General features: G+C 32.1%; 23 protein-coding genes. 9 read left to right on the forward strand and 14 right to left on the reverse strand.

The features are described from left to right. The first annotated feature begins 164 nt into the window (after nt 1-164). The 6 genes from argH (at nt 165) to V1T75_RS02720 (ending at nt 5,780) form a co-directional block, all read left to right on the forward strand. Nucleotides 165-1,439 carry an argininosuccinate lyase gene (gene argH / locus V1T75_RS02695; RefSeq protein ID WP_330487032.1) on the forward strand — a complete coding sequence of 425 codons (1,275 nt, stop codon included), beginning with the start codon at nt 165-167 and terminating at the stop codon, nt 1,437-1,439. A gap of 1,081 nt (nt 1,440-2,520) precedes the next feature. Next, nucleotides 2,521-3,561: a methyltransferase domain-containing protein gene (locus tag V1T75_RS02700; RefSeq protein ID WP_330487033.1), complete on the forward strand. Its 1,041-nt coding sequence runs from the start codon at nt 2,521-2,523 to the stop codon at nt 3,559-3,561. Between the two features lie 68 nt (nt 3,562-3,629). Further along, on the forward strand, nt 3,630-4,193 hold the full coding sequence (locus V1T75_RS02705; RefSeq protein WP_330487034.1) for a Crp/Fnr family transcriptional regulator: 564 nt from the start codon (nt 3,630-3,632) through the stop codon (nt 4,191-4,193). A gap of 262 nt (nt 4,194-4,455) precedes the next feature. Further along, entirely contained in the window at nt 4,456-4,650 is a 195-nt protein-coding gene (locus V1T75_RS02710; protein ID WP_047789068.1) for a tautomerase family protein, read from the forward strand. 5 nt (nt 4,651-4,655) lie between these two features. Further along, nucleotides 4,656-5,399, forward strand: coding sequence for an SDR family NAD(P)-dependent oxidoreductase (locus tag V1T75_RS02715; RefSeq protein WP_330487035.1), 744 nt, complete (start codon nt 4,656-4,658; stop codon nt 5,397-5,399). A gap of 12 nt (nt 5,400-5,411) precedes the next feature. Next, nucleotides 5,412-5,780, forward strand: coding sequence for a nuclear transport factor 2 family protein (locus tag V1T75_RS02720; RefSeq protein WP_330487036.1), 369 nt, complete (start codon nt 5,412-5,414; stop codon nt 5,778-5,780). Nucleotides 5,781-5,979: 199 nt separating this feature from the next. Here V1T75_RS02720 and V1T75_RS02725 read toward each other — a convergent pair whose 3' ends face one another. Together V1T75_RS02725 and V1T75_RS02730 are read right to left on the reverse strand one after the other, a co-directional pair. After that, a complete protein-coding gene (locus V1T75_RS02725) occupies nt 5,980-6,684 on the reverse strand; it encodes a response regulator transcription factor (protein ID WP_330487037.1) in 705 nt (234 codons plus the stop codon). 5 nt (nt 6,685-6,689) lie between these two features. Next, on the reverse strand, nt 6,690-8,129 hold the full coding sequence (locus V1T75_RS02730) for a sensor histidine kinase (protein WP_330487038.1): 1,440 nt from the start codon (nt 8,127-8,129) through the stop codon (nt 6,690-6,692). Nucleotides 8,130-8,348: 219 nt separating this feature from the next. Here V1T75_RS02730 and V1T75_RS02735 point away from each other — a divergent pair, with 219 nt between their 5' ends. Next, a complete protein-coding gene (locus tag V1T75_RS02735; RefSeq protein ID WP_330487039.1) occupies nt 8,349-8,738 on the forward strand; it encodes a hypothetical protein in 390 nt (129 codons plus the stop codon). Nucleotides 8,739-8,759: 21 nt separating this feature from the next. After that, nucleotides 8,760-10,745: an alpha/beta hydrolase family protein gene (locus V1T75_RS02740; RefSeq protein WP_330487040.1), complete on the forward strand. Its 1,986-nt coding sequence runs from the start codon at nt 8,760-8,762 to the stop codon at nt 10,743-10,745. 213 nt (nt 10,746-10,958) lie between these two features. Here V1T75_RS02740 and V1T75_RS02745 read toward each other — a convergent pair whose 3' ends face one another. The 8 genes from V1T75_RS02745 to V1T75_RS02780 all read right to left on the reverse strand — a co-directional run bounded on the left by V1T75_RS02745 (nt 10,959) and on the right by V1T75_RS02780 (nt 19,154). Next, complete coding sequence (locus V1T75_RS02745; protein WP_330487041.1) at nt 10,959-11,741, reverse strand: LytR/AlgR family response regulator transcription factor; 783 nt, start codon at nt 11,739-11,741, stop codon at nt 10,959-10,961. 2 nt (nt 11,742-11,743) lie between these two features. After that, a complete protein-coding gene (locus tag V1T75_RS02750) occupies nt 11,744-12,727 on the reverse strand; it encodes a sensor histidine kinase (protein ID WP_330487042.1) in 984 nt (327 codons plus the stop codon). A gap of 140 nt (nt 12,728-12,867) precedes the next feature. After that, on the reverse strand, nt 12,868-13,611 hold the full coding sequence (locus V1T75_RS02755) for a hypothetical protein (RefSeq protein ID WP_330487043.1): 744 nt from the start codon (nt 13,609-13,611) through the stop codon (nt 12,868-12,870). Nucleotides 13,612-13,777: 166 nt separating this feature from the next. Then, nucleotides 13,778-14,650 carry a M57 family metalloprotease gene (locus tag V1T75_RS02760; protein ID WP_330487044.1) on the reverse strand — a complete coding sequence of 291 codons (873 nt, stop codon included), beginning with the start codon at nt 14,648-14,650 and terminating at the stop codon, nt 13,778-13,780. Nucleotides 14,651-14,888: 238 nt separating this feature from the next. Then, entirely contained in the window at nt 14,889-16,004 is a 1,116-nt protein-coding gene (leuB, locus tag V1T75_RS02765; RefSeq protein WP_330487045.1) for a 3-isopropylmalate dehydrogenase, read from the reverse strand. Nucleotides 16,005-16,015: 11 nt separating this feature from the next. Further along, nucleotides 16,016-16,597: a 3-isopropylmalate dehydratase small subunit gene (leuD, locus tag V1T75_RS02770; protein WP_159614834.1), complete on the reverse strand. Its 582-nt coding sequence runs from the start codon at nt 16,595-16,597 to the stop codon at nt 16,016-16,018. Beyond that, complete coding sequence (gene leuC, locus V1T75_RS02775) at nt 16,597-17,979, reverse strand: 3-isopropylmalate dehydratase large subunit (RefSeq protein ID WP_330487046.1); 1,383 nt, start codon at nt 17,977-17,979, stop codon at nt 16,597-16,599. The genes leuD and leuC overlap by 1 nt, the downstream gene beginning before the upstream one ends. After that, nucleotides 17,979-19,154: a 2-isopropylmalate synthase gene (locus V1T75_RS02780; protein WP_330487047.1), complete on the reverse strand. Its 1,176-nt coding sequence runs from the start codon at nt 19,152-19,154 to the stop codon at nt 17,979-17,981. Before V1T75_RS02780 ends, leuC begins: the two co-directional genes overlap by 1 nt. Before the next feature lie 132 nt (nt 19,155-19,286). Between V1T75_RS02780 and V1T75_RS02785 the strand changes: the two genes are divergently transcribed. Beyond that, nucleotides 19,287-20,852 (forward strand): hypothetical protein, encoded by a 1,566-nt coding sequence (locus tag V1T75_RS02785; RefSeq protein WP_330487048.1) that lies wholly within the window; start codon nt 19,287-19,289, stop codon nt 20,850-20,852. A gap of 432 nt (nt 20,853-21,284) precedes the next feature. Here the strand turns inward: V1T75_RS02785 and V1T75_RS02790 are convergent, their stop codons facing one another. The 4 genes from V1T75_RS02790 to V1T75_RS02805 all read right to left on the reverse strand — a co-directional run bounded on the left by V1T75_RS02790 (nt 21,285) and on the right by V1T75_RS02805 (nt 25,266). After that, nucleotides 21,285-22,223 carry an NAD(P)H-dependent flavin oxidoreductase gene (locus tag V1T75_RS02790; RefSeq protein WP_099216203.1) on the reverse strand — a complete coding sequence of 313 codons (939 nt, stop codon included), beginning with the start codon at nt 22,221-22,223 and terminating at the stop codon, nt 21,285-21,287. A 93-nt stretch (nt 22,224-22,316) separates the two neighbouring features. Further along, nucleotides 22,317-23,126, reverse strand: coding sequence for a toxin-antitoxin system YwqK family antitoxin (locus V1T75_RS02795; RefSeq protein WP_330487049.1), 810 nt, complete (start codon nt 23,124-23,126; stop codon nt 22,317-22,319). Nucleotides 23,127-23,146: 20 nt separating this feature from the next. Then, on the reverse strand, nt 23,147-24,334 hold the full coding sequence (gene mnmA, locus V1T75_RS02800; protein WP_330487050.1) for a tRNA 2-thiouridine(34) synthase MnmA: 1,188 nt from the start codon (nt 24,332-24,334) through the stop codon (nt 23,147-23,149). Between the two features lie 224 nt (nt 24,335-24,558). After that, entirely contained in the window at nt 24,559-25,266 is a 708-nt protein-coding gene (locus V1T75_RS02805; protein WP_330487051.1) for a toxin-antitoxin system YwqK family antitoxin, read from the reverse strand. Nucleotides 25,267-25,304: the final 38 nt, after the last annotated feature.

The raw sequence follows: 25,304 nt of genomic DNA on the forward strand, positions 1-25,304 counted from the left end.
ATCGAGAACTAATTCGAATACTTCTCGATATAAATTATTTACATTTCATTTCAATAATTTTACTCGAAGTGACAATAGATAACATAACATAGAATTTTGTTAGTCCTGATATTTTCACTCAATACTAACTACTCAATTCTTAATACTAAATAAAAACTAAAATTATGAAACTTTGGGACAAAGGATTATCCATAGATAAAAAAATAGAGCATTTCACTGTTGGTAATGATAGAGAAATAGACCTGCACATTGCTCCGTACGATTTGCAAGCATCGTTAGCACACGCCAAAATGTTGGCATCCATAGGCATTATTACTACTGAAGAACTGGCATTGGTAACCGAAGGCATTCAAACTTTACAGCAACAAGTAACCGACGGTACGTTTGTAATTGAGGCGCAGTTTGAAGACGTACACTCTAAAATTGAGTTTGAATTAACCCAGCAATATGGCGAGGTAGGAAAGAAAATACATACCGCACGTTCCAGAAACGATCAGGTGTTAGTGGCTTTGCAGTTGTATTACAAAGAGAGCTTACAAGATATTTTGGAAAAGACACATACGCTTTTTAATACCTTATTGCAGTTAGCAGAACAGCATAAAACCAACTTGTTACCGGGATACACCCACTTACAGGTTGCCATGCCTTCCTCTTTCGGGTTGTGGTTTTCTGCCTATGCCGAGTTGTTAATTGACGATGTACATTTGTTACAGGCTGCTTTAAAAACAGTAGACCAAAATCCGTTAGGGTCCGCCGCAGGCTATGGCAGCTCCTTTCCTATTGACAGAGAACTAACCACTAAAGAACTAAACTTTGCTACGTTAAAATACAATGTGGTGGCCGCACAAATGAGCAGAGGAAAAAGTGAGCGTACCCTTACCCTAGCATTGGGAAGTGTAAGCAATACCTTAGCACGTTTTGCCATGGACATCTGCCTGTATATGAGTCAGAATTTTGATTTTATCTCTTTCCCGGATGAATTAACTACAGGTAGTAGCATTATGCCGCATAAAAAGAATCCTGATGTGTTTGAGTTGATTCGAGGGAAGTGCAATAAAATTCAGGCTGCTTATACTGAAACTTTGTTGCTCTCCAACAATTTACCTAGCGGTTACCATAGAGATTATCAGTTATTAAAAGAAAACGTAATTCATGCCGTGGAAAGCTTAAAAGAGGTATTGGATATTTTTAACTATGCCATTCAGCAAATCATTGTTAAGGATATCGACCTACACGATGAAAAATACAAGTATCTGTTTACGGTAGATAACATCAATACGCTAGTAGAAAATGGGATAAGCTTTAGAGAGGCCTATCAGAAAATTGGGGGTGAAGTTACCAACGGCACCTATACTCCTGACACCTCTAAAAAGCATACGCACATAGGTAGTATTGATAATTTGTGTTTGGAGCAGATTCGAGAAAAGTTTAATCAGTAAGCCGTTGGCTTTTGGCTATTGGTTGTTGGCTGTTGACTGTTGGCTGTTGGCTGTTGACTGTTGGCTGTTGGCTGTTGGCTGTTGGTACGAAAATAGAAAAAAGAATTAAGAGCAGAGATTTATACAAAAGTCTTTATATGACTTCCGTCATAAGCAAACAAGTCAAAAATAACACCGCAAGAATCGTAAGAAATTAAAATCTGTTTGAGCGATAGCGAGTTATTTTAATTTAGATTCGAGAATGATTATTTTTGAGTGCAGGGTGGTTAAGACTAGATTTTTTGTTTAGCTCATCAATTCTTATTGATTTTAAAAGGAATTCGTGAACTTCCTAAGTCGGTTTCTTTTTCATCAATGGAAAAAGAAACCGACTTATACAAAAAGGAATTTTACGGTAAAGCCTTGCATAGTTAGCTATTGGCACGAAAATAGCAAAGAGAAAAGAAAATAGACTTTTAAAGCATCTTTACTCTAGCAGCGAAGCGGTCTTTCTTCTTTATTCTTAATTGAGTTCGCAACAAATGAACTAACAAAATTCTATGTTATGTTATCTATTGTCACTTCGAGTAAAATTATTGAAATGAAATGTAAATAATTTTGTACTTCGGCTACGCTTAGTAGAGCTATCGAGAAGTATTCGAATAGTTCTCGATACAATTTTTATTTCGTTATCACTCAATAAAAATCACTCGAACTGACAGTAACCGTTTGAGATAACCACGTTGCTATTGTTCCTCATTACGACGGTTTTATCTATTGTTTAGTACTAAGAGCCAATAGCTAGCTACTAAAAGCCTACAGCTAATCTTTATGAGATAACCACGTTGCTATGGCTCCTCATTACGACGGTTTTATCTATTGTTTAGTACTAAGAGCCAATAGCTAACTACTAAAAGCCTACAGCTAATCTTTATGAGATAATCACGTTGCTATTGCTCCTCATTACGACGGTTTTATCTATTGTTTAGTACTAAGAGCCAATAGCTAGCTACTAAAAACCAACCTTCAAAAAAAGTATCTCCTGCTTACAAAAAAATGGCTACTTTTACCACTAATTCAACACTAAAACCAACTCGCTATTATGCCTGAAAACTACCATGAAGAAATTGAATCGTACTACGACGAGTCGTTAAGGGATTATGAAATAGTTTGGCAACTAAAGCACTCTATGGCCTTACATTATGGCTTTTGGAACAACGATACACATACCCATCGTCAAGCACTTTGGAACATGAACTTTCAAGTAGCAAAAAACGCACAGATTACCAAAGATGATTTGGTTTTAGATGCCGGTTGTGGTGTGGGCGGAACGTCTTTTTTCTTAGCTAATAACATTGGTTGCCGAGTACATGGTATTTCACTTTCTAAGGCACATGTACACCGTGCTTTGGAATATCAGAAAGATAATGATCCTAAAAACTTAGTAGCGTTTTCTTGTCAGAATTTCTGTGAAACATCTTTTCCTGATAATACCTTTGATGTTGTTTTCGGTATTGAAAGTATTGTACATGCTGATGATAAAGCGGCTTTTTTAAAAGAAGCCTTCAGAGTTTTAAAACCGGGAGGACGCTTATTGATTTCTGACTACTTTTTAAGACATCCGAAAAACCAAAAAGAAAAAGAGGTACTCAAAAAGTGGGCGAATTCTTGGGCTATTGACGACTTTATTTATGAGGATGATTTTTTAGCAGCAGTAAAAAACGTTGGGTTTCATCCTTATTTTTTAGAAGATATTTCTCAAAATGTATACCCGTCTGTAAAGTTAATGCATCGCTCGTACTATCCGGGAGTGGTGATTAGCAAAGTGTCTAACTTCTTCGGACGCAGAACAAACAAGCAATTAGAAAACAGTAAATCGGGTAAATACCAATATACTTCTCATCAGCAAGGGGTATGGAAATACAAACACTTTTTAGCCTTTAAATCTCCTGAAAAAGTATATGCCTCTTTAGACGAATTCATTACCAATAACAAGCCTTGTGAAGTGTACGTTGATACGGAAAAGTTTCAAGAGCGTTTTCCTATTCTTTCTAAAAGAGGATTCAAGCCGAGAAATATTCTTAAAAGGGTGATGCATTTTTACCTAGAAAACGGTATTAAAAACTCCAATAAAACTTTTTAGCACAAACGGTAGTATACAATAGTTAAAGACTCCTGCATTTTAAATAAAAAGAAAGCTAAGTATAGAATATGGTACATCCATTACGCGCTCATATTGAAGAAATTATTAGTCTTACCGATGAAGAGTTTGCCTATATTCTTAGCTTTTTTGAGTCGGTTACCAAACGTAAACACCAGTATTTATTACAAGAGGGAGATGTAGCCACTAAAGAATACTGGGTGGTTGACGGTTGTGTAAAAAGTTATTTTTTAGATAGTAACGGAAAAGAGCATATACTTCAATTTGCTATGGAAAACTGGTGGATTACTGATTATGAATCGTTTGTAAAACAACTACCTTCAAAAACTGCTATTGATTGTATAGAAAATTGTAAGCTGTTGTACATTACTTATGAAAACCGTGAAAAGTTAACCGCTTCTATGCATAAAATGGAACGTTTTTGGGCAAAGAAAAGTAAAATAGGAAGAATTGCACTTCAAAAAAGAATTGTATCCCTCCTACAAAATTCTGCAAAAGAACGATACGACCAATTGTTAGAACAATATCCTACCCTTTTTCAACGTGTTCCTAAAAAAATGATTGCTGCTTATTTAGGGGTTTCTAGAGAAACATTAAGCAGACTTAATTCGTAGTTTTTGTATCTTTTAACTACCTCTATCATTGCACTTTTTTTCTAACTCCTTTGATTTTACATAGAATACTCCTCTTTCTAAGCTATTTAATCAAAGTAATTTTGCCATTCAAAAATAATTCTACTACTATCATTATATCTATTTGACATTTATTTGTCTGGTGTCTCAATGTGACCTACCTCACTTTAAAGGTGTGACATAGCTCCTGTGTAAAGTTGTGCTTCTACCGCAACTTTGTAGCATAATTTTAAAACATATTATTATGCCTTTTGTAAACATTAAAGTTACCGACGAACAGGTAACCCAAGAACAAAAACGTCAACTTATTGAAGGAACAACACAGCTTTTAGTTGATGTGCTTCAAAAAAATCCTGCAACTACCCATATTGTAATTGAAGAAATTCCTTTAGGTAATTGGGGGCACGATGGTAAACAATATTTAGGAACTAAAAAATAAGACTCATGAAAAACAAAACTGCAATTATTACAGGAGCTTCAACAGGTATTGGTAAAGAAATTGCGAAACTTTTTATAGAAAAAGGATGCAATGTAGTAATGAATGCTTCTACTGAAGAAAACTTACAAAAAGCTTACAAAGATTTAGGTAGTCCGGTAAACGCTGTACTTCTTGTTGGAGACATTAGTAAACAGGAAACGAGTAAGCGATTAGCAACCCTAGCTTTAGAAAAATTTAACGGTATAGATGTATTGATAAACAATGCCGGTATTTTTGCTCCTAAACCATTTTTAGAAGTAGAAGAAAGTGATTTAGAGTTGTACTGGAACGTAAACTTAAAAGGAACTTATTTTGCTTCTCAAGCTGTTATTCCGAGTATGGTGGAACAAAAAAATGGAGCTATTATAAATATAGGAACCGTGTTAGTAGATCATGCCATAGCTGGTTTCCCTGCTACTGCTCCTTTAATGAGCAAAGGTGCGATTCACGCCTTAACCAGGCAACTCGCTGCTGAGTTTGGTAATGATAATATTAAAGTAAACACCATTGCTCCGGGTATTATTAGAAGTCCGCTACAAAGCAAAATAGGTATTGAAGATGCTGATAGTTTAGCAGGATTACACTTACTAAATCGTATTGGTGAAGTTACAGATATTGCAGAAGCTGCTTACTATTTAGCTTTTTCAAATTTTGTTACCGGTGAAACGATGAATGTGGCTGGTGGACATACTGTTGGTCATGCCATTTAAAAACTAAAAAAGATGTATAAAGAGAATATAACAGCAATAGAGCTTTTAGTAACTAACTACTTTGAGGGTATTTTTTATGGAGATATTCAAAAACTTCAATCGTGCTTTTATAACAATGCTCCTATCTATGGAGACATTAAGGGGGCTGATTATTTTAAAAGTTCTGAAGATTATATTAAAGGGGTTGCCAACAGGCAAAGTCCAAATGATTTAAAAGAAACTTTTAACATGAAAATTATTGGGGTTGATATTATGGGGAAAATTGCCATGGTAAAGTTACATGTACCTATGTTGGGGTATAATTATTACGATTACTTATCTCTAACCAAAATAGAAAATGATTGGAAAATTGTAGCTAAGATTTTTACGCATGTAGAATAATGCTATAAACAAAAGCAGTTTGGGGGTTTATCTAAGCTGCTTTGTTTTTATTACTATTATCAGACCAAATATGAGATTTTGCTACGCTGAATATTTGTGTTTGGAATTCTCAATAGACAGATTACTTCGTCCTTCCCTCCTCGTAATTACAGTAAAATGGATATAAAATACAGCTCATCTGTTTTTTGATTGTTAGTATTTAGTTACTAATTAATCGAAATCCTTTTCCATGAATGTTCTGTATTTCTATAGTACTTTGTGTATCCTTTTTTAAATGTTTACGTAGCTTTGTAATATAAACATCCATACTCTTTGTTGTAAAATAATTATCATCTCCCCAAATTTCAGAAAGTGCCTGTGTGCGTAACAAAACATTGTCTTTATGCTGTATAAGCATTCTTAACAATTCACTTTCTTTATTGGTTAAGTTTATTTCTTCTGTATTAAGAATTAATACTTGCTTTAAAGTATCTAATGTAAAATTACCTACTTCAAATTTTGTTATTGTTTCAACAGGTGTTTCTACCTTTTCTTGATTTAGAAGGGCTTGTATTTTTAGATATAAAATATCTGGATCAAATGGTTTTACTAGGTAATCTAAAGCCCCTAATTCAAATCCTTTTACCTTATCTTCTTTCATGGCTCGAGCTGTAAGAAAGATAAAAGGTGCTATTATTTGCTGTTCTTTAAGTTCTTTAGCAATAGTAAAGCCGTCTTTGTTAGGAAGCATTACATCTAGTATAAAAAGATCAAATGGTTTACCTTTGGCTGTTCTTATTGCATCATTTCCATCGTTACAGAGTGTAACATTGAACTTTTTAATTTCTAAGAAGCTTTTTAATACCATTCCAAAGTTAGGATCATCTTCTACTAAAAGTAAACTTTTTTGCATTTGTGTATCCATACTACTTATTTATTTAAAGGTAAAAATAAAGAAAAGGTACTACCTAATTTATTACTATTAAGTGTTACATAACCATTGTGAGCTTCTGCTATTTGCTTTACGTAATTTAATCCCAAACCAAAACCTTTTACATTGTGTACGTCTTTTGTAGAAACTCTGTAAAACTTTTCAAAAATTCTTTGTTCATCTTCTTTTTTTATACCTACTCCTTTATCTGTTACATTTATAACCAAATATTCATCTTTATTTTCAGAAGTTACTTTTATGTCAATGTTATTGTATGAATATTTAATAGCATTGTCTACCAAATTATTTATAGCTTGATAAATATGTATTTCATCGGCACTAATTATAAAGTCTTTAGCTGCGGCTACATATTTTATAATTCCGTTTTTCTTTTCAACTCTAACATTGTTTTGCGCTACAATACTTTTAATAATTTCATTAACATCGATGTCTTTTTTATCTAACTTTGAAATCAACTTATCATCTTGTGCTATTTTTAAAATCATTTCAACCTGCCTATTCATTCGTTCATTTTCTTCTTTTATCACTTTAGTTAGTTGTTTTATTACCAACTCGTTTTTAATAACTTCAGGTTCTTCTATAGTTGCTGTAGCCATACTTATTGATGCTAAAGGTGTTTTAAACTCATGTGTCATGTTGTTTATAAAGTCTGTCTTTATTTGAGATAAGTGTTTTTGCTTCAAAATAATTCGTAATGCATACCAAAAGCTAAATAGTATGATTAACACTAAAAGAGTAGATACTATAATATTTAAGAGTAATGATTTATATAAAAATGATCTTTTATTATAAAAAATAAGATGGATATCTTCGTTATCAATCGTATCTAATATATAATTACTTTTTTCAAGTAAAATTGTGTCTTTTAATATCTCACCTCCAACATAATTCCACTTCTTACTTTTTTTATCCCTAAAGCCAAATGTGTGCTTCAGTTCTATATTATTAGCTAGTAAACTGTTATTTATTACACTATCTACTTTAATTTGTTCATAGTCATTTGAGCTAATTGTATCTTTCTGAAAATATAATATCATTACTGATTCATTAAACGACTTACTTGTATTCTTTCTTTTAACAAACTCTTTTTGCAATGCTTCCATTGTATTATAAAATTGGTTGTCATAATTTGGAATAAAGTCAAATTTAGAAACAGAATAGAAGTTAAAGTTATATAATGAGTCTTTAGTACTATAACTATAGGCTGTATTTACATCACCATCAAGAGTTATATTGTTTTTTGCTCTATATGTTTCAATAACATTCTTTGTACTTTTTAAAGATTGGAGTACTGATTCTTTAAAGTTTTTATCTGTAATATTATAACTCTCCCTCAACCAATTCATCTGAAACAAGATGATTCCGAGTGATGACAACCCTATTAATAGAATAATATATTTAAAGTTAAAACTTTTCATAAATTACTTTGTTGAGTATTCAAAGTAAAACATTTTTGTAATAACCTATTTCGTTTTAAGCTTATTTAAGGCTTTTTTAAGGTTTTTTAAGTTTTAAAAGAACTTTTTATAAATTCTGCTGCTTTTTAATTTTTGTTTAAGCTTTTTTAATTTCTACTTACCTATAAAACAACCATATACACAATACTTTTACAACAATAAATAATAAAAAAGTAAAATATGAATTTAATTAAAGTAATGCTTGCTGCCCTTTTAATAGGTTATACAGTAAATAGTAAAGCACAAACTATAGTAAAAACAACAAGTAAACGTACTATAATACTAAATAATGAAAAGAATAAAACTATTGAAGTTACGATTACTAAAAACGGTAAAAAAATAACAGAACAGTTTACTTCTTACAAAGAGCTAAAAAATACCAATAAGTTTGATAAGTACGGAATTGATATTTCTAATTATTTTGATATAAGGAATAATCAAATTTTCCTCAACACTAACGATATTAAAACAACTTCCAAATCAAAAAGAAAAGAGACTCCTAAAAAGCTTACTTCCATAATTAATATCGAAGATAATAGAATTAAAATTGACCTAGAAATTAAAGAGTAAGCGAACTTAATAAACAAAAAAATGAAATATCTATTTATACCACTGCTTGTATTGTTAACTATACTTCCTAGTTTAGCACAAACAAAAGAAAAGGATAGTGTTCCTGGTAACCCAAAACTTCCTTCCTCCTCTACAGAATTACAACAATTAGTTGATTTAGATAAAGGGAGTTATATTTATACCGTTGAAGATTATTATAAAAAACCTAACAAAAGTAGCTTTGAACTTTCACCTGATGGAAAGTACCTTTCGTTTAAAAAAAAAGATGAAAAAGGTAAATCTCATGTATATATAAAAAAAATACAAACTAATAAAATTACACTCGCAATTGAAGAAAAAGAAGAATTAATATTAACCTACTTATGGGGTAATAACAGTACGTTATTATATGCCATGGATAAAGGAGGTAATGAAAATTTTCATTTATATTCCTATAATATAGATACTAAAAAAGACATTGATTTAACTCCTTTTGATGGGGTGACACTTAATACTGTTCATGGTTTAAGAGATTTACCTAAGTATGTAATAGTACCTTTGAACAAAAGGAATAAGCAAATATTTGAGCCTTACAAAATTAATATTGAAACAGGAGAAATTGAATTAATTTATGAAAATACTGATGTTAACAATCCTGCGGTTTCTTTTGAATTTGATAGCAAAGGTAATTTACGTGCATTAAAAAAACGTAAAAACGGAGTAGATTATGTGTTAGAGTATAAAGCTGTTGGTGAGAATACTTTTAAGGAAGTTATTACAACTAACTGGAAAGATTCTTTCTCAATTTTAACTTTTGTCTCTAAAGATAGTGATGTAGCATACGTAGCTACTAATTTAGAAAGTGATAAAATTGAGATTGTTTTATACAACTTAAAGGAAAAGAAGATAATAAAACGTTTATTTAGTAATGATAACTATGATCTTAATGGTATTTCTAGATCTAGAAAACGTAATTATGAGTTAGACTACTACTCTTATAATGGTAAAATGAGCACAGTTGTACCTATTAGCGATTACTTTAAAAAGTTATACAAGAAATTAGAAAATAAATTTGCTCCTCATCGTTTTACTTTGGCTAGTGTTACAGAAAATGAAGATAAGTATTTAGTCTATGTCTCAAGTGATATTTTATATGGGCAATATTATCAATATGATGTAGTAAATGATAGTTTTACATTGTTAGAAGATTTGATGCCAAATTTAGCTCCTAAAACTATGGCTAAAATGACACCTATTTCTTTTAAAACAAGAGATGGCTTAACTGTTCATGGTTACCTCACTTTACCAAAAAATGCAAAGAAAGGAAAAACTCCAATGATTGTTAATCCACATGGAGGTCCTTATGGAGAAAGAGATTCATGGGGGTTTAATCCAGAAGCACAATTATTTGCCAGTAGAGGTTATGCTACACTACAAATTAATTTCAGAGGTTCAGGAGGATATGGAAAATCATTTTATTTGGCAGGAAACAAACAAATAGGACGCAACATGTTAAATGATTTAGAAGATGGTGTTCAATATGCAATAAATCAAGGAATGATTGACAAAAATAAAGTTGCTATATATGGAGCAAGTTATGGTGGACTGGCCACTTTAGGTAGTTTAATTAAAACTCCTGAACTATATGTTTGTGGAGTAGATTATGTAGGTGTAAGTAACTTTTTCACATTTGTAGACTCCTTTCCTGAATACTGGAAGCCTTTGATGAAGCAATTTTACGAACAATGGTATGATCCAGAGGTTCCTGAAGAAAAAGAGATTATGAAAGCTGTTTCTCCTGCATTAAATATCGACAAACTAAACAAACCTGTATTTGTTGTACAAGGTGCCAATGACCCTAGAGTAAATATTAATGAAAGTGATCAAATAGTAGCTAGTTTACGCAAAAAAGGGGTTGATGTACCATATATGGTAAAATATAATGAAGGTCATGGTTTTAAAAGAGAAGAAAACAAAATTGAACTATATAAAACGATGCTTGGTTTCTTTGCTAAACACCTAAAATAGAAGATATGGTAATATTGACAACAACCTTAATTATTAGAGTTTTTATTTAATAAAAAACCTAACAAAAAATCATTCTAAAATATAGAAGAGATTGTGTTAAGTAGTGCAATAGATTTATTTTACATTAATAATTGAAAAGTAAAACATGTAACAATTATTGACTCCCTTCGCTAAGTCTTGCAACTTTTTTAACCTCTCTCTTCTTCCCTTATTTTATAACCCTAACCACTTCGTAAACTCTGCTGTTTTATTTTGACTGGTTTTTAAAACTGTTTTGCTGTTTTTTAGATTGATGGCTACAACATTTTTATTATACCTACTTATCTTTTCTATATAGTTTCTATTGAGTAGTTCGCCTCTATTAATTTTAAAAAACACGCTAGGGTTTATTATTTCTTCTAATGCTTTTAAGGAGGATTGATTTAATACATGTTTTTTATTATTTATATCATATGCTGTTACAATTCCGTAATCTGCTTGAAAATACATTACCTCTTCCATCTTTAAGAAGTAGGTGTACTGAGAAGATTTAACAGCAATAAAATCTTGATAGCTTTTAGGTGTTTGAGCTGTTTGATTTGCTAGATAAGCATCTAATTTTTGCAAAACATTATGGTTACTTTCATCCTTCATTGAACTTTTTAAGCTTGAATATTTATTTACTGCTTTTTCAAAACGTTCAAACGAATAAGGTTTTAATAAATACTCTATACCACTGGTTTCAAAAGCATGCATCCAAAACTGATTGTATGCTGTTATAAAAATAATTGGTACTTGAATTTGTAGCTTATTATAAGCATCAAAAACATTACCGTCTCGTAATTCTATATCAGAAAAAATCAAGTCAATATCAGACGTTGATTCAAAAAACTGAAGCACCTCTTCTACTGTTTCAAACTCATCTACCACAGTGATCGGTTCATGATAACTTTCTATATATTTTTTTAGCTTTTTTCTAGCTGGTAATTCGTCTTCAACAATAAGTGCTTTTATCATTTTTATACAGATTTATGAGATGGTATTAATGGTAAAACGACTTCAAATTCCTTTTCAGTTTCACGTATTTTAATAGTATTTTCAGCAAGTAACTCAAATTGTTTTGATAAGTTAATCAACGCCATTCCATTACCTTTTCTTCTTGTAGCATACAGTACTTTATTATTTGTTACCTTAATTCCTTCATCCTCTGTTATAGTAATATCTACAGGTGATTCGGAGGTTCCTTTATTGTGAGTGATTGCGTTTTCTATAAGAACTTGTAAACAAAATGGTGGTACTACAATGTTTTTTGTATACAATGCTGGTGCTATGTGTAGTTGATAATACCCCTGATATTTTTCTTCCATTAGCTTAAAATATCCTTCAGCAAAAAACAACTCTTCTTTTAATGAAACCAATTGCTTATCTGCACTATGTAAACTATACCTATATAACTCTGAAAATCGATTTAAAAACAGAGATGCTCTTTCCGTGTCTTCATCAATAAGCTGATCTAAAACATTTAAATTATTGAATAGAAAGTGAGGATTTAATTGGTTTTTTAATTGTGTTATCTCGTTTTTAGCTTTACTTATTTCATAGGCAGCTACCTGTTTTTGATAAGCAACATTTTCTTTATAATACAAGTAGGCTAATGAAAATCCTCCAAAAATAATAAAGTCAATTACAGAATTTATATTAACATATATTACATGATAAACAGAACCAAAGTTTCTGGAATAGGTATCAAAAATGAACGCAACAATTAATCCGAAACTATTTCCTATCACTAAATATGTTAACAAGCCTATTCCAAAAAATTGCACATATCTTCTACTTAATGAAGTTTGTTTTTTTGAGCTTTTATTAATACTCTTTTTAATAAAACTAACCCACCAAAAAATAAAAACTGCTTTAAAGAAATACCAAAAGGGAGCATCAGGATAAAAGATAAAATCTTTCCAAGAATCTGAATTCCCAAATTGATTTTTTAAAATAAACATTAAGCAAAAGGTAAAGAGAAAGATTAAAAATGTAGCATTTTCTCTAAAAAAGGATGTGTTTGTTTTCATATCAGTACTCACAAATATATCAAATTTGCGATGAAACTTTTGATTGAATCTCACCGCAAACTCTAGTATTTCTATTTATCTTCTGGCCAAGTACTTACTGTATTTCCTTTTTCATCATAGGCTTCTAATTTTATTTTATTATCCTCATCTATAATAAACTTAGCTCTTGTTTTTCCGTTAGAATCGTATAAAAACAATCCGTTTTGTTTTCCTGGTGTTTGCCCTAAAGCTACTCTTGGTACCCCACCTATCATTCCTTTTTGTTGATACTCTTTAAACTTAGCTCTTCTTTCAGCAGAATCATTAATAGCTCTTAATTCTTCACTTATTTTTTGAGTCATTTCTTGGGTTTCGTTATCTCCTCTATCATTAAACACCAACCTACCTGCTTTGTATCTTTTTCCATCTCTCTTTGCATCAGTAGTTATGAGCTGCATTACTTGGTCTCCATCATACTGATCAAACGTTAATGATAATCCCGAACTATGTCCTTTTTCAGTTTTTTTACCATCATAAATAAATCCGCCACACTCTATACCTTCTTCATTATAAAAAAGCATTCCTGCTCTCTTTTTTCTTTCGTGATAAACTCTTCCATTAATCTTATCACCTTTACTAGGAAAGTTTGCTGCATTTGTAATTAGCATTTTTACTGTTCCATCATTTTCAATAATATTAATTCTTTTTACATCAATAGTATCAAATTGTGTATTCCCTTTATTTTTAAAGGCTACAGTAGTTAAAACTCCTATTAATGCTGTTATACTTACTGCAAATGTTCTTAAAAAAATAAGTTCTCTTTTTGTGTTCATCATGGTATGTTTTTATTATTAGATACCTCAAATGTATTTTGAGCTCACGTTTTTAAAGACATTTTTTTTATAAGCTCAGGAAAATAAATGATGAACTAAGGAATATACGTAATAAAAAACCACCGACTTTAATCGGTGGTTTACAATATGTAGTAAGGTTAGTTAATTCTTAGTACATGTTTTGCAGTGCTGTAATATCATTACCATTAAACTCTCCATCTTCGTTAGAGCTAAAGCACGCTAACATAATTGAAGTTGGATCGTATCCAGTTGGTGTACCAGACACATGGTTAGCTCCTACCCCAGCAGTACCTTCGTTAGTATTTTGCCCACAACTTTGACGGCTAAACCAATCAGTATGTCTAAATCCTACTGAATGTCCTATTTCATGTGTAATTACATGCTCGTTTACATTCGTTGTGTATCCTGATAATCCATAGATTTGCACCCACTTGTATGGTAAACCTCCACTTGGGAAACCTGCACTACCACCTGATCCAGATTGATTTGGATTACGGTATACTACCATATCTTTGTTAGAGTAGTTAGTTCCAAAAGTTAGGGTAAAACTAATAGATACACCACTTAAATTATTGTAATTATCTACCGCCCATTGTAATGCAGTTTGTTCTTTACTAGAAAGACCATATCCTCCACCACCAGTATATCCTATGATAGAAATATTTCTACCTTGCGACACTAAACTGTTGGTTGAGTATTGACGACCAGATTGATTTTCATCTTTAGCATCTGCCAAAGTAAATAACTCTTGCTCTGTCATTACTACGTCTTCTTCTAAAAATAAACGTACTTCTGAAGTTCCATCAGGAAAGTAAAAATTATCATAACGAATATGATCTACATTTAGCTCTAATTTAGCTACAGCATCAACTACCTCTTGAGGTACTGGTTTAAGTCCTGGGTTATCGCTAGATTGCTCTATAACATCCGACTCTTTAACTTGTTCGTTTTCACTTGAACATGAGGTGAAGAACACACCTACAGACAAGCCCATAATTAGGGCTAACTTTGTTTTTTTCATGATATGAAGGGTTTTATAATTCACTGTAAATCTACACTTTAGATTTATACATTTAAAATAAAATCAAAAAAAACGTTAAAAAAAAGAATATTTAAACAGAAAAATCATAAAATATTAAATATCAAACAACGAGGTGAATTTTTAAACAATTAACCAACACACTACCAAACACTTACAAACAAAACTTCCTTTAACCGCGGTAGTTAAAGGAAGTTTATAATTAATGTACGGTGTTAACTTATATAATAGTGCTTTGTCCCATGTGTATGTTTTGGAAATTCATATCGCTATCTTCTTGATTATAGATATAGTCTGCAATAAAATCTCCTACCTTACTAGTCGAAAATGGGTTTTCTGAATTGATGTCTTCTGTAGTAATTCCTAATTCCAATGATTTTTGAACGGCTACTTCTACTACTTTCGCTTCTTGCATCAAGCCTAAATGCTCTAATAACATTGCTGTAGATAAAATAGACGCCAACGGATTGGCAATATCTTTTCCTTTAGCCTGAGGAAAAGATCCATGAATAGGCTCAAATAATGCATTTTCTTTTCCTACTGAAGCGGAAGCTAACAAACCTATAGAACCTCCTATAACACTTGCTTCGTCAGAAAGAATGTCTCCAAAAAGGTTTTCGGTTAAAATAACATCAAAATCTTTTGGGTTTAAAATTAACTTCATCGCTGCATTATCAACAAATAAATAGTCTACTTCAACGTCAGGATATTGAGTTGCTAAATCTCCAACAGTTTTACGCCACAGCCTTGACGTTTCTAATACATTGGCTTTATCTACCAATGTTAATTTTTTACGTCTTTTTTGAGCTGCCTGAAAAGCTAAATGCGCCATTCTTTCAATTTCTTCTACAGTGTATGAACAACCATCAAAAGCATGTTGTCCATCATCACTTAATTCTTTAATTCCAAAATAGATTCCTCCAGTCAGTTCTCTATAAATAGTAATATCGGTTCCTTCGATTCTATCTTTCTTTAACGGTGAATTTTGAAGTAACGTATCATATGCTTTTACTGGACGTACATTACAAAACAACTCCAGCTCTTTTCGTAAACGTAACAATCCTTGTTCTGGACGTACTTTTGCTGTAGGGTCATTATCGTATTTTGGATCTCCAATAGCACCAAATAAAATAGCATCACTCTTTTTACACAGCTCAATGGTTTCATCTGCCAACGGGTTTCCTGTTTTATCAATAGCACAGGCTCCCATTAATGTTTCTGTAAATAAGAATGTGTGATCAAACACATTACCAACAGCTCTAAGCACTTTTTTTGCCTGTTCTGTTACTTCTGGTCCTATTCCATCTCCTGGTATTACCGTTATGTTGTACTTCATCTTTTTACTTTTTATTTCATTGTTGCTTCAAAAGCTGTTATTGTTTCTTTTTTACTAATTAAAAAATCTATATCGTCGTAGCCATTTATCATACATAGCTTTTTATACGGATTGATTTCAAAATCTACATTACCTATAGGTGTTTTTAGTGTTTGATTTTCTAAATCGACTATAATGGTTGTATCTGGTAATTCAGTTACTTTTTTTAGCAGTTTTGCTAAATATTCTTTGGGTACTTGTACTGGTAATATTCCATTGTTAAGTGCATTTCCTTTAAAAATATCTGCAAAAAAACTACTGATAACTACTTTAAATCCGTAGCCCGCTAATGCCCATGCAGCATGTTCCCTGCTTGAACCACATCCGAAATTATCTCCTGCTATTAAAATGCTTCCTGTATAATTTGTATTGTTTAAAACAAAGTCTTCATTTAAACTACCATTTTTATTGTAGCGCCAATCTCTAAACACATTATCTCCGAACCCTTCTTTATTGGTTGATTTTAAAAATCGTGCGGGTATAATTTGATCGGTATCTATATTCTCGGTTGGTAGGGGTACAGCGGTATCTATTAGTTTAACAAATTTCTCCATTAGTTTAATTGTTTTGTAAAGTCAGTAATTTTTCCTTCTACTGCTGTTGCTGCAGCCATTAACGGACTTGCTAAAATGGTTCTTGCTCCTTGTCCTTGACGTCCTTCAAAGTTTCTGTTTGAAGTTGATACACAGTATTCTCCTTCTGGTATTTTATCGTCATTCATTGCTAAACATGCTGAACAACCTGGTTGACGTAATTGAAATCCTGCTGCTTCAAAAACTTCTTGCAAACCTTCTCGTTTTATTTGTTTTGCTACTTGTTGTGATCCTGGTACTAACCACGCATTTACATTCGCTGCTTTTTGCTTTCCTTTTATATAATTTGCTGCGACTCTAAAATCTTCTATTCTTGAGTTGGTACAACTTCCTATAAATACATAGTTAACGGGTGTATTAATTAATGATGCTCCTTTTTTAAAGTTCATATATTGTAATGACTTTTCAAAGGAAACATCATTAAACTGGGGAATATTTTCTGAAATTTTTATTCCCATTCCTGGGTTGGTTCCGTAGGTAAGCATTGGTTCTATGTCTTCTGCCTTAAAAGTGTATTCTTTATCAAATTTTGCACTTTTATCAGTCTTTAATGTTTTCCAATAGGCTACTTTGTTATCAAACTCGTCTCCTTTTGGTGCAAACTCCCGTCCTTTTACATATTCAAAAGTGGTTTCATCAGGAGCAATCATACCGCCTCTGGCTCCCATTTCGATACTCATATTACACACGGTCATACGACCTTCCATAGACATTTCTTCAAATACATTTCCTGCATATTCGCAGAAATATCCTGTACCTGAATTTGTTCCTAATTGTGCTATGATATACAAGATTATATCTTTAGGTAGTACTCCGTTTTTAAGCTTACCATTTACAGTTACACGTAGACTTTTAGGTTTTTCTAACAATAAGCATTGACTTGCAAACACCTGTGCTACTTGACTTGTTCCAATACCAAAGGCAATGGTACCAAAAGCACCGTGTGTTGAGGTATGGCTATCTCCACAAACCATGGTCATTCCCGGTTGTGTTATCCCTAATTCGGGAGCCATTACATGTACAATTCCGTTGTACCTATGTCCAAGCCCATACAAGGTTATATCGTTTTCTTTACAGTTTTGTGTTAACTGCTCTAGTTGATGCCTTGATAATTCGTCTTTTATTGGTAAATGTTGATTTACGGTTGGCGTATTATGATCGGCTGTTGCTACTGTTTTATCTGGTCGTGCAATTGGAATCTTACGTTCTTTTAACTCGTTAAATGCTTGCGGACTCGTTACTTCATGAATTAAGTGTTTGTCTATATATAAAATCTGTGGCCCATCTTTAACAGTATCCACCACATGCGCATCCCATACTTTATCAAATAATGTCTTTCCCATTAAGCTATGGCTATTTTTGAAATTTTATTTACTTGTTTCATAATCTGATGAATGTCTTCATCGATTACTTCTTTTTGCCTGTCAGCAAACTGTAAAAACGTTTTATAAGCTGTATCTAACTGAATTTTGGTTAGCTCATATCCTATCTTTTTTGCTCGGTATGCTAAGGCTGCTCTTCCGCTTCTTGCGGTTAATACAATAGCACTTTCTGTGACTCCTACATCTGCTGGATTGATAATTTCATAGGTTTCACGGTTCTTGATTACTCCATCTTGATGAATTCCTGAGCTATGTGCAAAGGCATTTGCTCCTACAATGGCTTTATTAGGTTGTACAGGCATTCCCATACGTTCACGAACCATCATGCTTGTATCGTACAGTAATTTGGTATTGATATCTGTTTGAAGATTTAAATACGGATGCTGTTTTAAAATCATTACTACTTCTTCTAATGCTGTATTTCCTGCTCGCTCTCCTATTCCGTTGACCGTACATTCTATTTGACGCGCACCATTGATAGCTCCTGCAATAGAATTTGCTGTAGCCAATCCTAAATCGTTATGGCAGTGACAAGAAATAATTACATTTTCAATACCTTTAACATTGTCTTTTAGGTATTTAATTTTTGCTCCGTATTCTTCAGGTAAACAATACCCTGTAGTATCAGGAATATTCAACACTGTTGCTCCTGATTTTATAACTTCTTCACAAACTTTGGCTAAAAAAGCATTATCGGTTCTACCTGCATCTTCTGCATAAAACTCTACATCCTCTACAAAGTTTTTTGCGTACGAAACAGCTTCTTTTGCTCGCCTAATTACTTCTTCTTTCGAAGCATTGAATTTATACTGAATATGTGAATCACTGGTACCAATCCCCGTATGAATCCTAGGCTTGTAAGCAAATTTTAAAGCGTCTGCTGCTACCTCAATATCTTTTTTTACGGCTCTTGTTAATCCACAAACAGCAGCGTTTTTTACCAATTTGGCTATTTCTTGTACTGATGTAAAATCTCCTGGGCTTGATACAGGGAATCCTGCTTCAATTACATCAACTCCTAAAAAATCGAGCCTTTCTGCAATAATTAGTTTTTGTTGGGTATCTAATTTACATCCTGGGACTTGCTCTCCGTCTCGTAATGTGGTATCGAAAATTTGAATTTTATCGCTTTGCATAAATCTAACTATGATTATCAAAATAAAAACCAAATGTATATATTGGCTTTTCTAGCAAGCTCTTTTTTAATGGGTTAGTTACGATATCAAAACAACAAAAAACAAAAACAAAATACTGAAAAACAAAAAGTTATGCGTAAACCAATTACATTCTCCAACCAACAAAATGATGCTTTGTTTGTTTTGATTAAGTCTTTATCAAAGTCAGAAAAGCGTCAGTTTAATTTATATGTTGGTCGTTTAGGAGGTAATGTAGATGCTAAATTTTTTGCGCTTTTTAAATTGCTTGAAAAACAAAAGAGTTATAACGAAAAGGCTATTATTGATAGCGGTGTAGTAAGCAAACAACAGTTATCTAACCTAAAAGCTCATTTATACAAGCAAATACTAACTAGTCTTCGTATGAATCCTGCTCATAAAAATATTCGAATTCAAATACGTGAGCAGTTAGATTTTGCTACAGTTTTATATCAGAAAGGGCTATACAAACAGAGTTTAAAGCTGCTTGACAAAGCAAAAAATATGGCGGTTGAAAATGAAGAAAAGAATGTTGCTTATGAAATTGTTGAGCTTGAAAAAGTTATTGAAAGTCAGTATATAACCCGAAGTATTGATACGCGTTCTGACGAACTAACTGTTCAGGCAAAAGAGCTTAGCATGCAAAATGTTATCGCCAGTAAACTGTCAAACTTATCGCTACAATTGTATGGAACATTGCTTAAAAACGGTTACGTAAAAAACGATGAGGAATTACAGCGAGTGAATACTTACTTTTACTCTAAACTTCCTGAATATACCTATGAAGAATTGGGTTTTAGAGAAAAGTTATGGTTATACAAAGCACATTTGTGGCATAGCTTTTTAACGCAGGATTTTTTACAGAGTTATAAGTATGCTAATAAATGGGTAGATTTATTTAAGCATGATACAAAAAATATTTCTTTGCATCCTGTTTTTTATTTAAAAGGAAAAAACTACTTATTAGAGAGCTTATTTTTTATAAAGCATTATGATAAGTTTAAAGAAGAGCTCTCTGCTTTTGAAGAGGAAATTGAGGAGAAAAGTATTCCGCAAAATAGCAATACTGAAATCTTAACTTTTCTATACTATTATGCTAATAAATTGCACTTACACTTCTTAGAGGGTAGTTTTGCTGAGGGTGAATATTTAGTGGCTATTATTAATGATAAGATTAATAGTTATAAGGATCGTCTTGATAATCATCATATCGTGGTATTTTACTATAAAATTGCTTGTTTATACTTTGGTATGGGTAAAAACAAAGAGTGTATTTTGTATTTAAATAAGATCATTAAACCTAAAAATATTCAAGTAGCTAACGACTTACAGTGTTTTGCTAGAGTACTTTCTTTAATTGCTCATTACGAATGTGGCTTGGATTATGATTTGGAACGTCAGTTTAAAGATACCTATCGTTTTTTACTAAAAATGGAGAATTTACAAGAGGTCCAAAAAGAGTTTATTTCTTCTATAAAAGCGTTGGGAGATGTGTTTCCGCATCAAATAAAAAAGGAGTTAAAAAAAGTACACAGTCGCCTTAAGGTTTATGAGAATCATCCTTATGAAAAAAGAGCTTTTTTATATTTAGACATCCTTTCGTGGCTTGAAAGTAAGATTGAAAATAAACCTGTGGCACAAATTATTAAAGAGAAATTTGTTCGTTCTCAAAAGTGTTGAAAATAGTATTAGATTTATCCTTGTAAAGTACTGATTAAAAAAATCTAATTACTAATTCTCGTCTCCTTTAGGAAAGCTAAACAAGTTGACTAAATATAAACATGCTAATTAAAAAAAGTAAAAAGTATCTAAAAAATAACTTGAAGAACATCTCTGAACCTTTTGGATAGGATAACTTATTTTTACTATCACCTATAAATATCTTAAAAGACTCCTTATTGCTTTCAATTAAGTTAACTAATTTAAATAGCTGGTAAATACCTATAATTAAAAACAGAATACTGATTAATTGTTTAATCATTACTATTTTGTTTTACCTTAATTTTTACTCGTTAGTACGATAAGAGCATGTTTATAACTCATTTTTTTATAAGATTCCTCCTCCTACCTCGTCGGAATGACGTTTCTATTTTTTTGGCAATCGCCCTGCGATTAAAACAACTGTTCTTTTTTCACTTGCTGATATTCTTCTACAATTGCTTCTAACACTTCTTTGGCTGGTTTAATTTCATGGATAAGCCCTGCAACCTGACCTATTTCAAGTTCTCCATCGTCCAAGTTTCCTTCAAACATACCTCTCTTTGCACGTGCACGCCCTAACAATTCTTTTAATTGTTCTATCGTTGGGTTTTGTTGATATAGTTCTTGAACTTCTTGAAAGAACTTGTTTTTTACCAAACGTACAGGAGCTAGTTCCTTTAACGTTAGCTGTGTACCACCATCTTTTACTTCAACAATTGTTTTTTTGAAGTTATCATGTGCTGAAGATTCTACCGTAGCTGCAAAACGACTTCCTATTTGCACTCCGTCTGCTCCCAACACCATTGCTGCTAACATTCCTCTACCTGAACCTATTCCTCCTGCGGCAATTACTGGAATCTTCACTTGTTCTTTTACCATAGGTATTAACGTAAACGTAGTCGTTTCTTCACGTCCGTTATGACCTCCTGCTTCAAATCCTTCACATACCACAGCATCTACTCCAGCTGCTTCTGCTTTTAAGGCAAATTTTACTGAGCTTACCACATGTACTACTGTAATTCCTTTTTCCTTTAAAAAAGAGGTCCATGTTTTTGGATTCCCTGCGGAGGTAAACACAATTTTCACTCCTTCTTCAACAATAATATCCATGATTTTTTCAATATCAGGATACAACATTGGCACATTTACCCCAAAAGGCTTATCCGTTGCTTTTTTACATTTTTGAATGTGTTCACGAAGTACTTCTGGATACATCGATCCTGCTCCAATTAATCCTAATCCACCTGCATTTGACACTGCTGAAGCTAGCTTCCATCCTGAAACCCAAATCATTCCACCTTGAACGATTGGATACTGTATATTAAATAGTTTGGTAATTCTGTTTTGCATAGCGTAAATGTACAATCATTAGCTAGGAAGCACAAAAAAACCTCGAAAAAATCGAGGTTGTATTTTTTTCGTTTTGTTATTCAAAACAATATATTAATCTATTACTCTAGTTTTAAAATTTAGCATAATGCTATATTTATATGGTATTTTTCTATTCATTTCCACTGCTGGTTTCCATCCTTTTATAGATTCAAAAAAGTCAGCTATTTCATTCCTTAATTTATTTGGAATTGTATTAGCTACCCATACATCTCTAATACTACCATCAACATCAATAATAAAACTCACATCAATTGCAGTATTAATAGCATAGCTTACATTATCTATTAAATAGTTCATTTTCGAACTAAATTCTTCTTCTCCATTTTTAAAAGTAGGCTTTATAAACTTTGTATAAATATCATCCTTAAACTCTTCTCCTTTTTCATTGAATAGTACATACCTTTCTATATCTCCATTTATATCGTAATAAAATTTTGCTGCTAGGTTACCGTTGTAATGATAGTATTTCCATAACCCTGATGGAACTCCGTTTTTATGGAAACCTGTATAATTTCTGTTTCCATTATCAAATAAAGTAAGTACTTTTCCTTCTAATTCTCCCTCAGCATCATAAAAAGCCCTTTTAGATATTTTTCCGTTTCGGTGGAACTCAAGGTATTTTCCTACATAACTGCTTCCTCTATTATTTTTTGAAAACCCCTTCTTGAAGATTTTTCCGTCTCTATAATAAAGTACCTTTTCCCAAAGAGTTTCTTTTTTTACACTAGTTTCAATATATTTAGCATCGTTTTTATTTGACGTTATTTTAAACTTTCTATCTAAATAATTAGAAATAGAGTCTTTTTGTGAGTATCCATTAGCACAAATGAATACTACAAACAATAGCAATATTTTTTTCATAATTTATTATTTTTCTTTTTCTACGAAATTACACCAGAACCTAATAGCTCTTCGCTTTTATACCAAGCAACAAACTGCCCTTCTTGAATAGCTGATTGTGGATTTTCAAACGCTACATAAATTCCTTTGTCAACTTTATACAACGTAGCTTTCTCTAATGGTTGTCGGTAACGAATACGTGCCTCTACTTCCATAGAATCACCAGTTTGTAAAGCTACATCTTCACGCACCCAGTGTAGTTCTTCATTTGATACAAATAGTACACTTCGATACAATCCTTGGTGATTTTTTCCTTCTCCTGTATAAATAATGTTGGTATCTACATCGGTTTCAATTACAAACAATGGTTCTTTGGTACCTCCAACTGCTAAACCTTTACGTTGACCTTTTGTAAAATAATGCGCTCCTTGATGTTTTCCTACTACTTTTCCATCCTCTTTATTATAAGAGAACTTCGTTGAAAAAAATTCCAATTCTGCCTCTTTATTCTCAAATTCTGGAACTGAACGATTGTACTGTTCAAACTCGTCTGGAATTCGTACAATATCTCCTTCTTTCGGTTGTAGTTTTTGTTGTAAGAAGTCTGGAAGTCTTACTTTTCCTATAAAACACAAGCCTTGGCTGTCTTTTTTATCAGCTGTAATTAAATCTGCTTCTTTGGCTATTTCACGAACTTCTGGTTTTGTCAACTCTCCAATAGGAAATAACGCTTTCGATAATTGTTCTTGCGATAATTGACATAAAAAGTATGATTGGTCTTTATTCGTGTCCTTTCCTGCTAATAATTTATACACAGGCTTTCCATCAATAATTTCTTCTGATTTTCTACAATAATGTCCTGTAGCTACATAATCAGCTCCTAAACTTAATGCGATATCCATAAACACATCAAACTTAATTTCTCGATTACATAATACATCAGGATTAGGTGTACGACCTTTTTCGTATTCGTTAAACATATAGTCAACGATACGTTCTTTGTATTGTTCGCTTAAATCAACTGTTTGAAAAGGAATTCCTAATTTTTCTGCAACAATCATAGCGTCGTTACTATCTTCTAACCACGGACATTCATTAGAAATGGTTACTGAATCGTCGTGCCAGTTCTTCATGAACAATCCAATAACTTCGTATCCCTGTTCTTTTAGTAAATACGCAGTTACACTACTATCTACACCTCCTGAAAGTCCTACTACTACTCTTTTCATTTTTTACTTTTGAAGCTGCAAATTTACGAAATAATAAACGTTTTTTATTATGGAAATAATTGATGACTTCATTGTAAAAATTGATGGACAGTGACATGTCTTAGTTTCTCACCTTTTCTTAGAGTTTTCTTAAATTGACCAGTCAGAAAATAAAACTCTTATTCTCCACTGTGGTACTTTATAAAAGAGGATAAACTTATCTTTATCCTTTCTATCTCTATAGATTAATTTTTTGGTATTGAATGTACTGTTCTTTTTCTCTTATCGGTAACGACTTCTCCGTCCATATAAAATTGCCATTTACCGTCTCTTTTACCATTTTTATACATTCCTTTTTCTTTTAAACCTCCTTTTAAATCGTAGTACTTTCCTTCTCCTTCTAACTTTCCATCAACATAATACACTTCTTCAATCATTATTCCTGCTTCAGTAAAAATTTTAGATAGCCCATTTTTTTTACCTTCTTTATAGACACTTTCCTCTGTTAATTTACCGTTTCTGTAGTAGTTTTTTAAAACTCCATCTAATTTACCATCAGCATATTCTTCTTCTGAAAAAAGTTTTCCGTCTGAAAAATAATACGTCCATTTTCCTACTCGTTTTTTTCCTATCATCCATCCTTTTGTTTTTACTTTTCCATTTGGTGTAAAAAATTGTACAAAAGCACTATCTGATTTTGCAGAAAATTCTTTAGTCATAGAAGGAATTCCATAAGAGTTAGGTTCATAAAAATTAAATGTTCCTACTTCTTTTCCATTTTTAAATTCGCCTGAGTACCTTATTTTATTTTTAGTATCGTCATAATATTTTTTCCAAACTCCATGTCTGTTTCCATTAGCATCAAATTTATTTATTTTTTGAGCTTGTGCAACTGTAATAAAAAATACAGAAAACAAAAGTGCTATTGAAAATATCCTTTTTATATTTATCATGCTATAATTTCTTTTACCTTTCAAATTTACATAAACCA

It is taken from the genome of Tenacibaculum sp. FZY0031, from assembly GCF_036350695.1.
GTDB lineage: Bacteria > Bacteroidota > Bacteroidia > Flavobacteriales > Flavobacteriaceae > Polaribacter.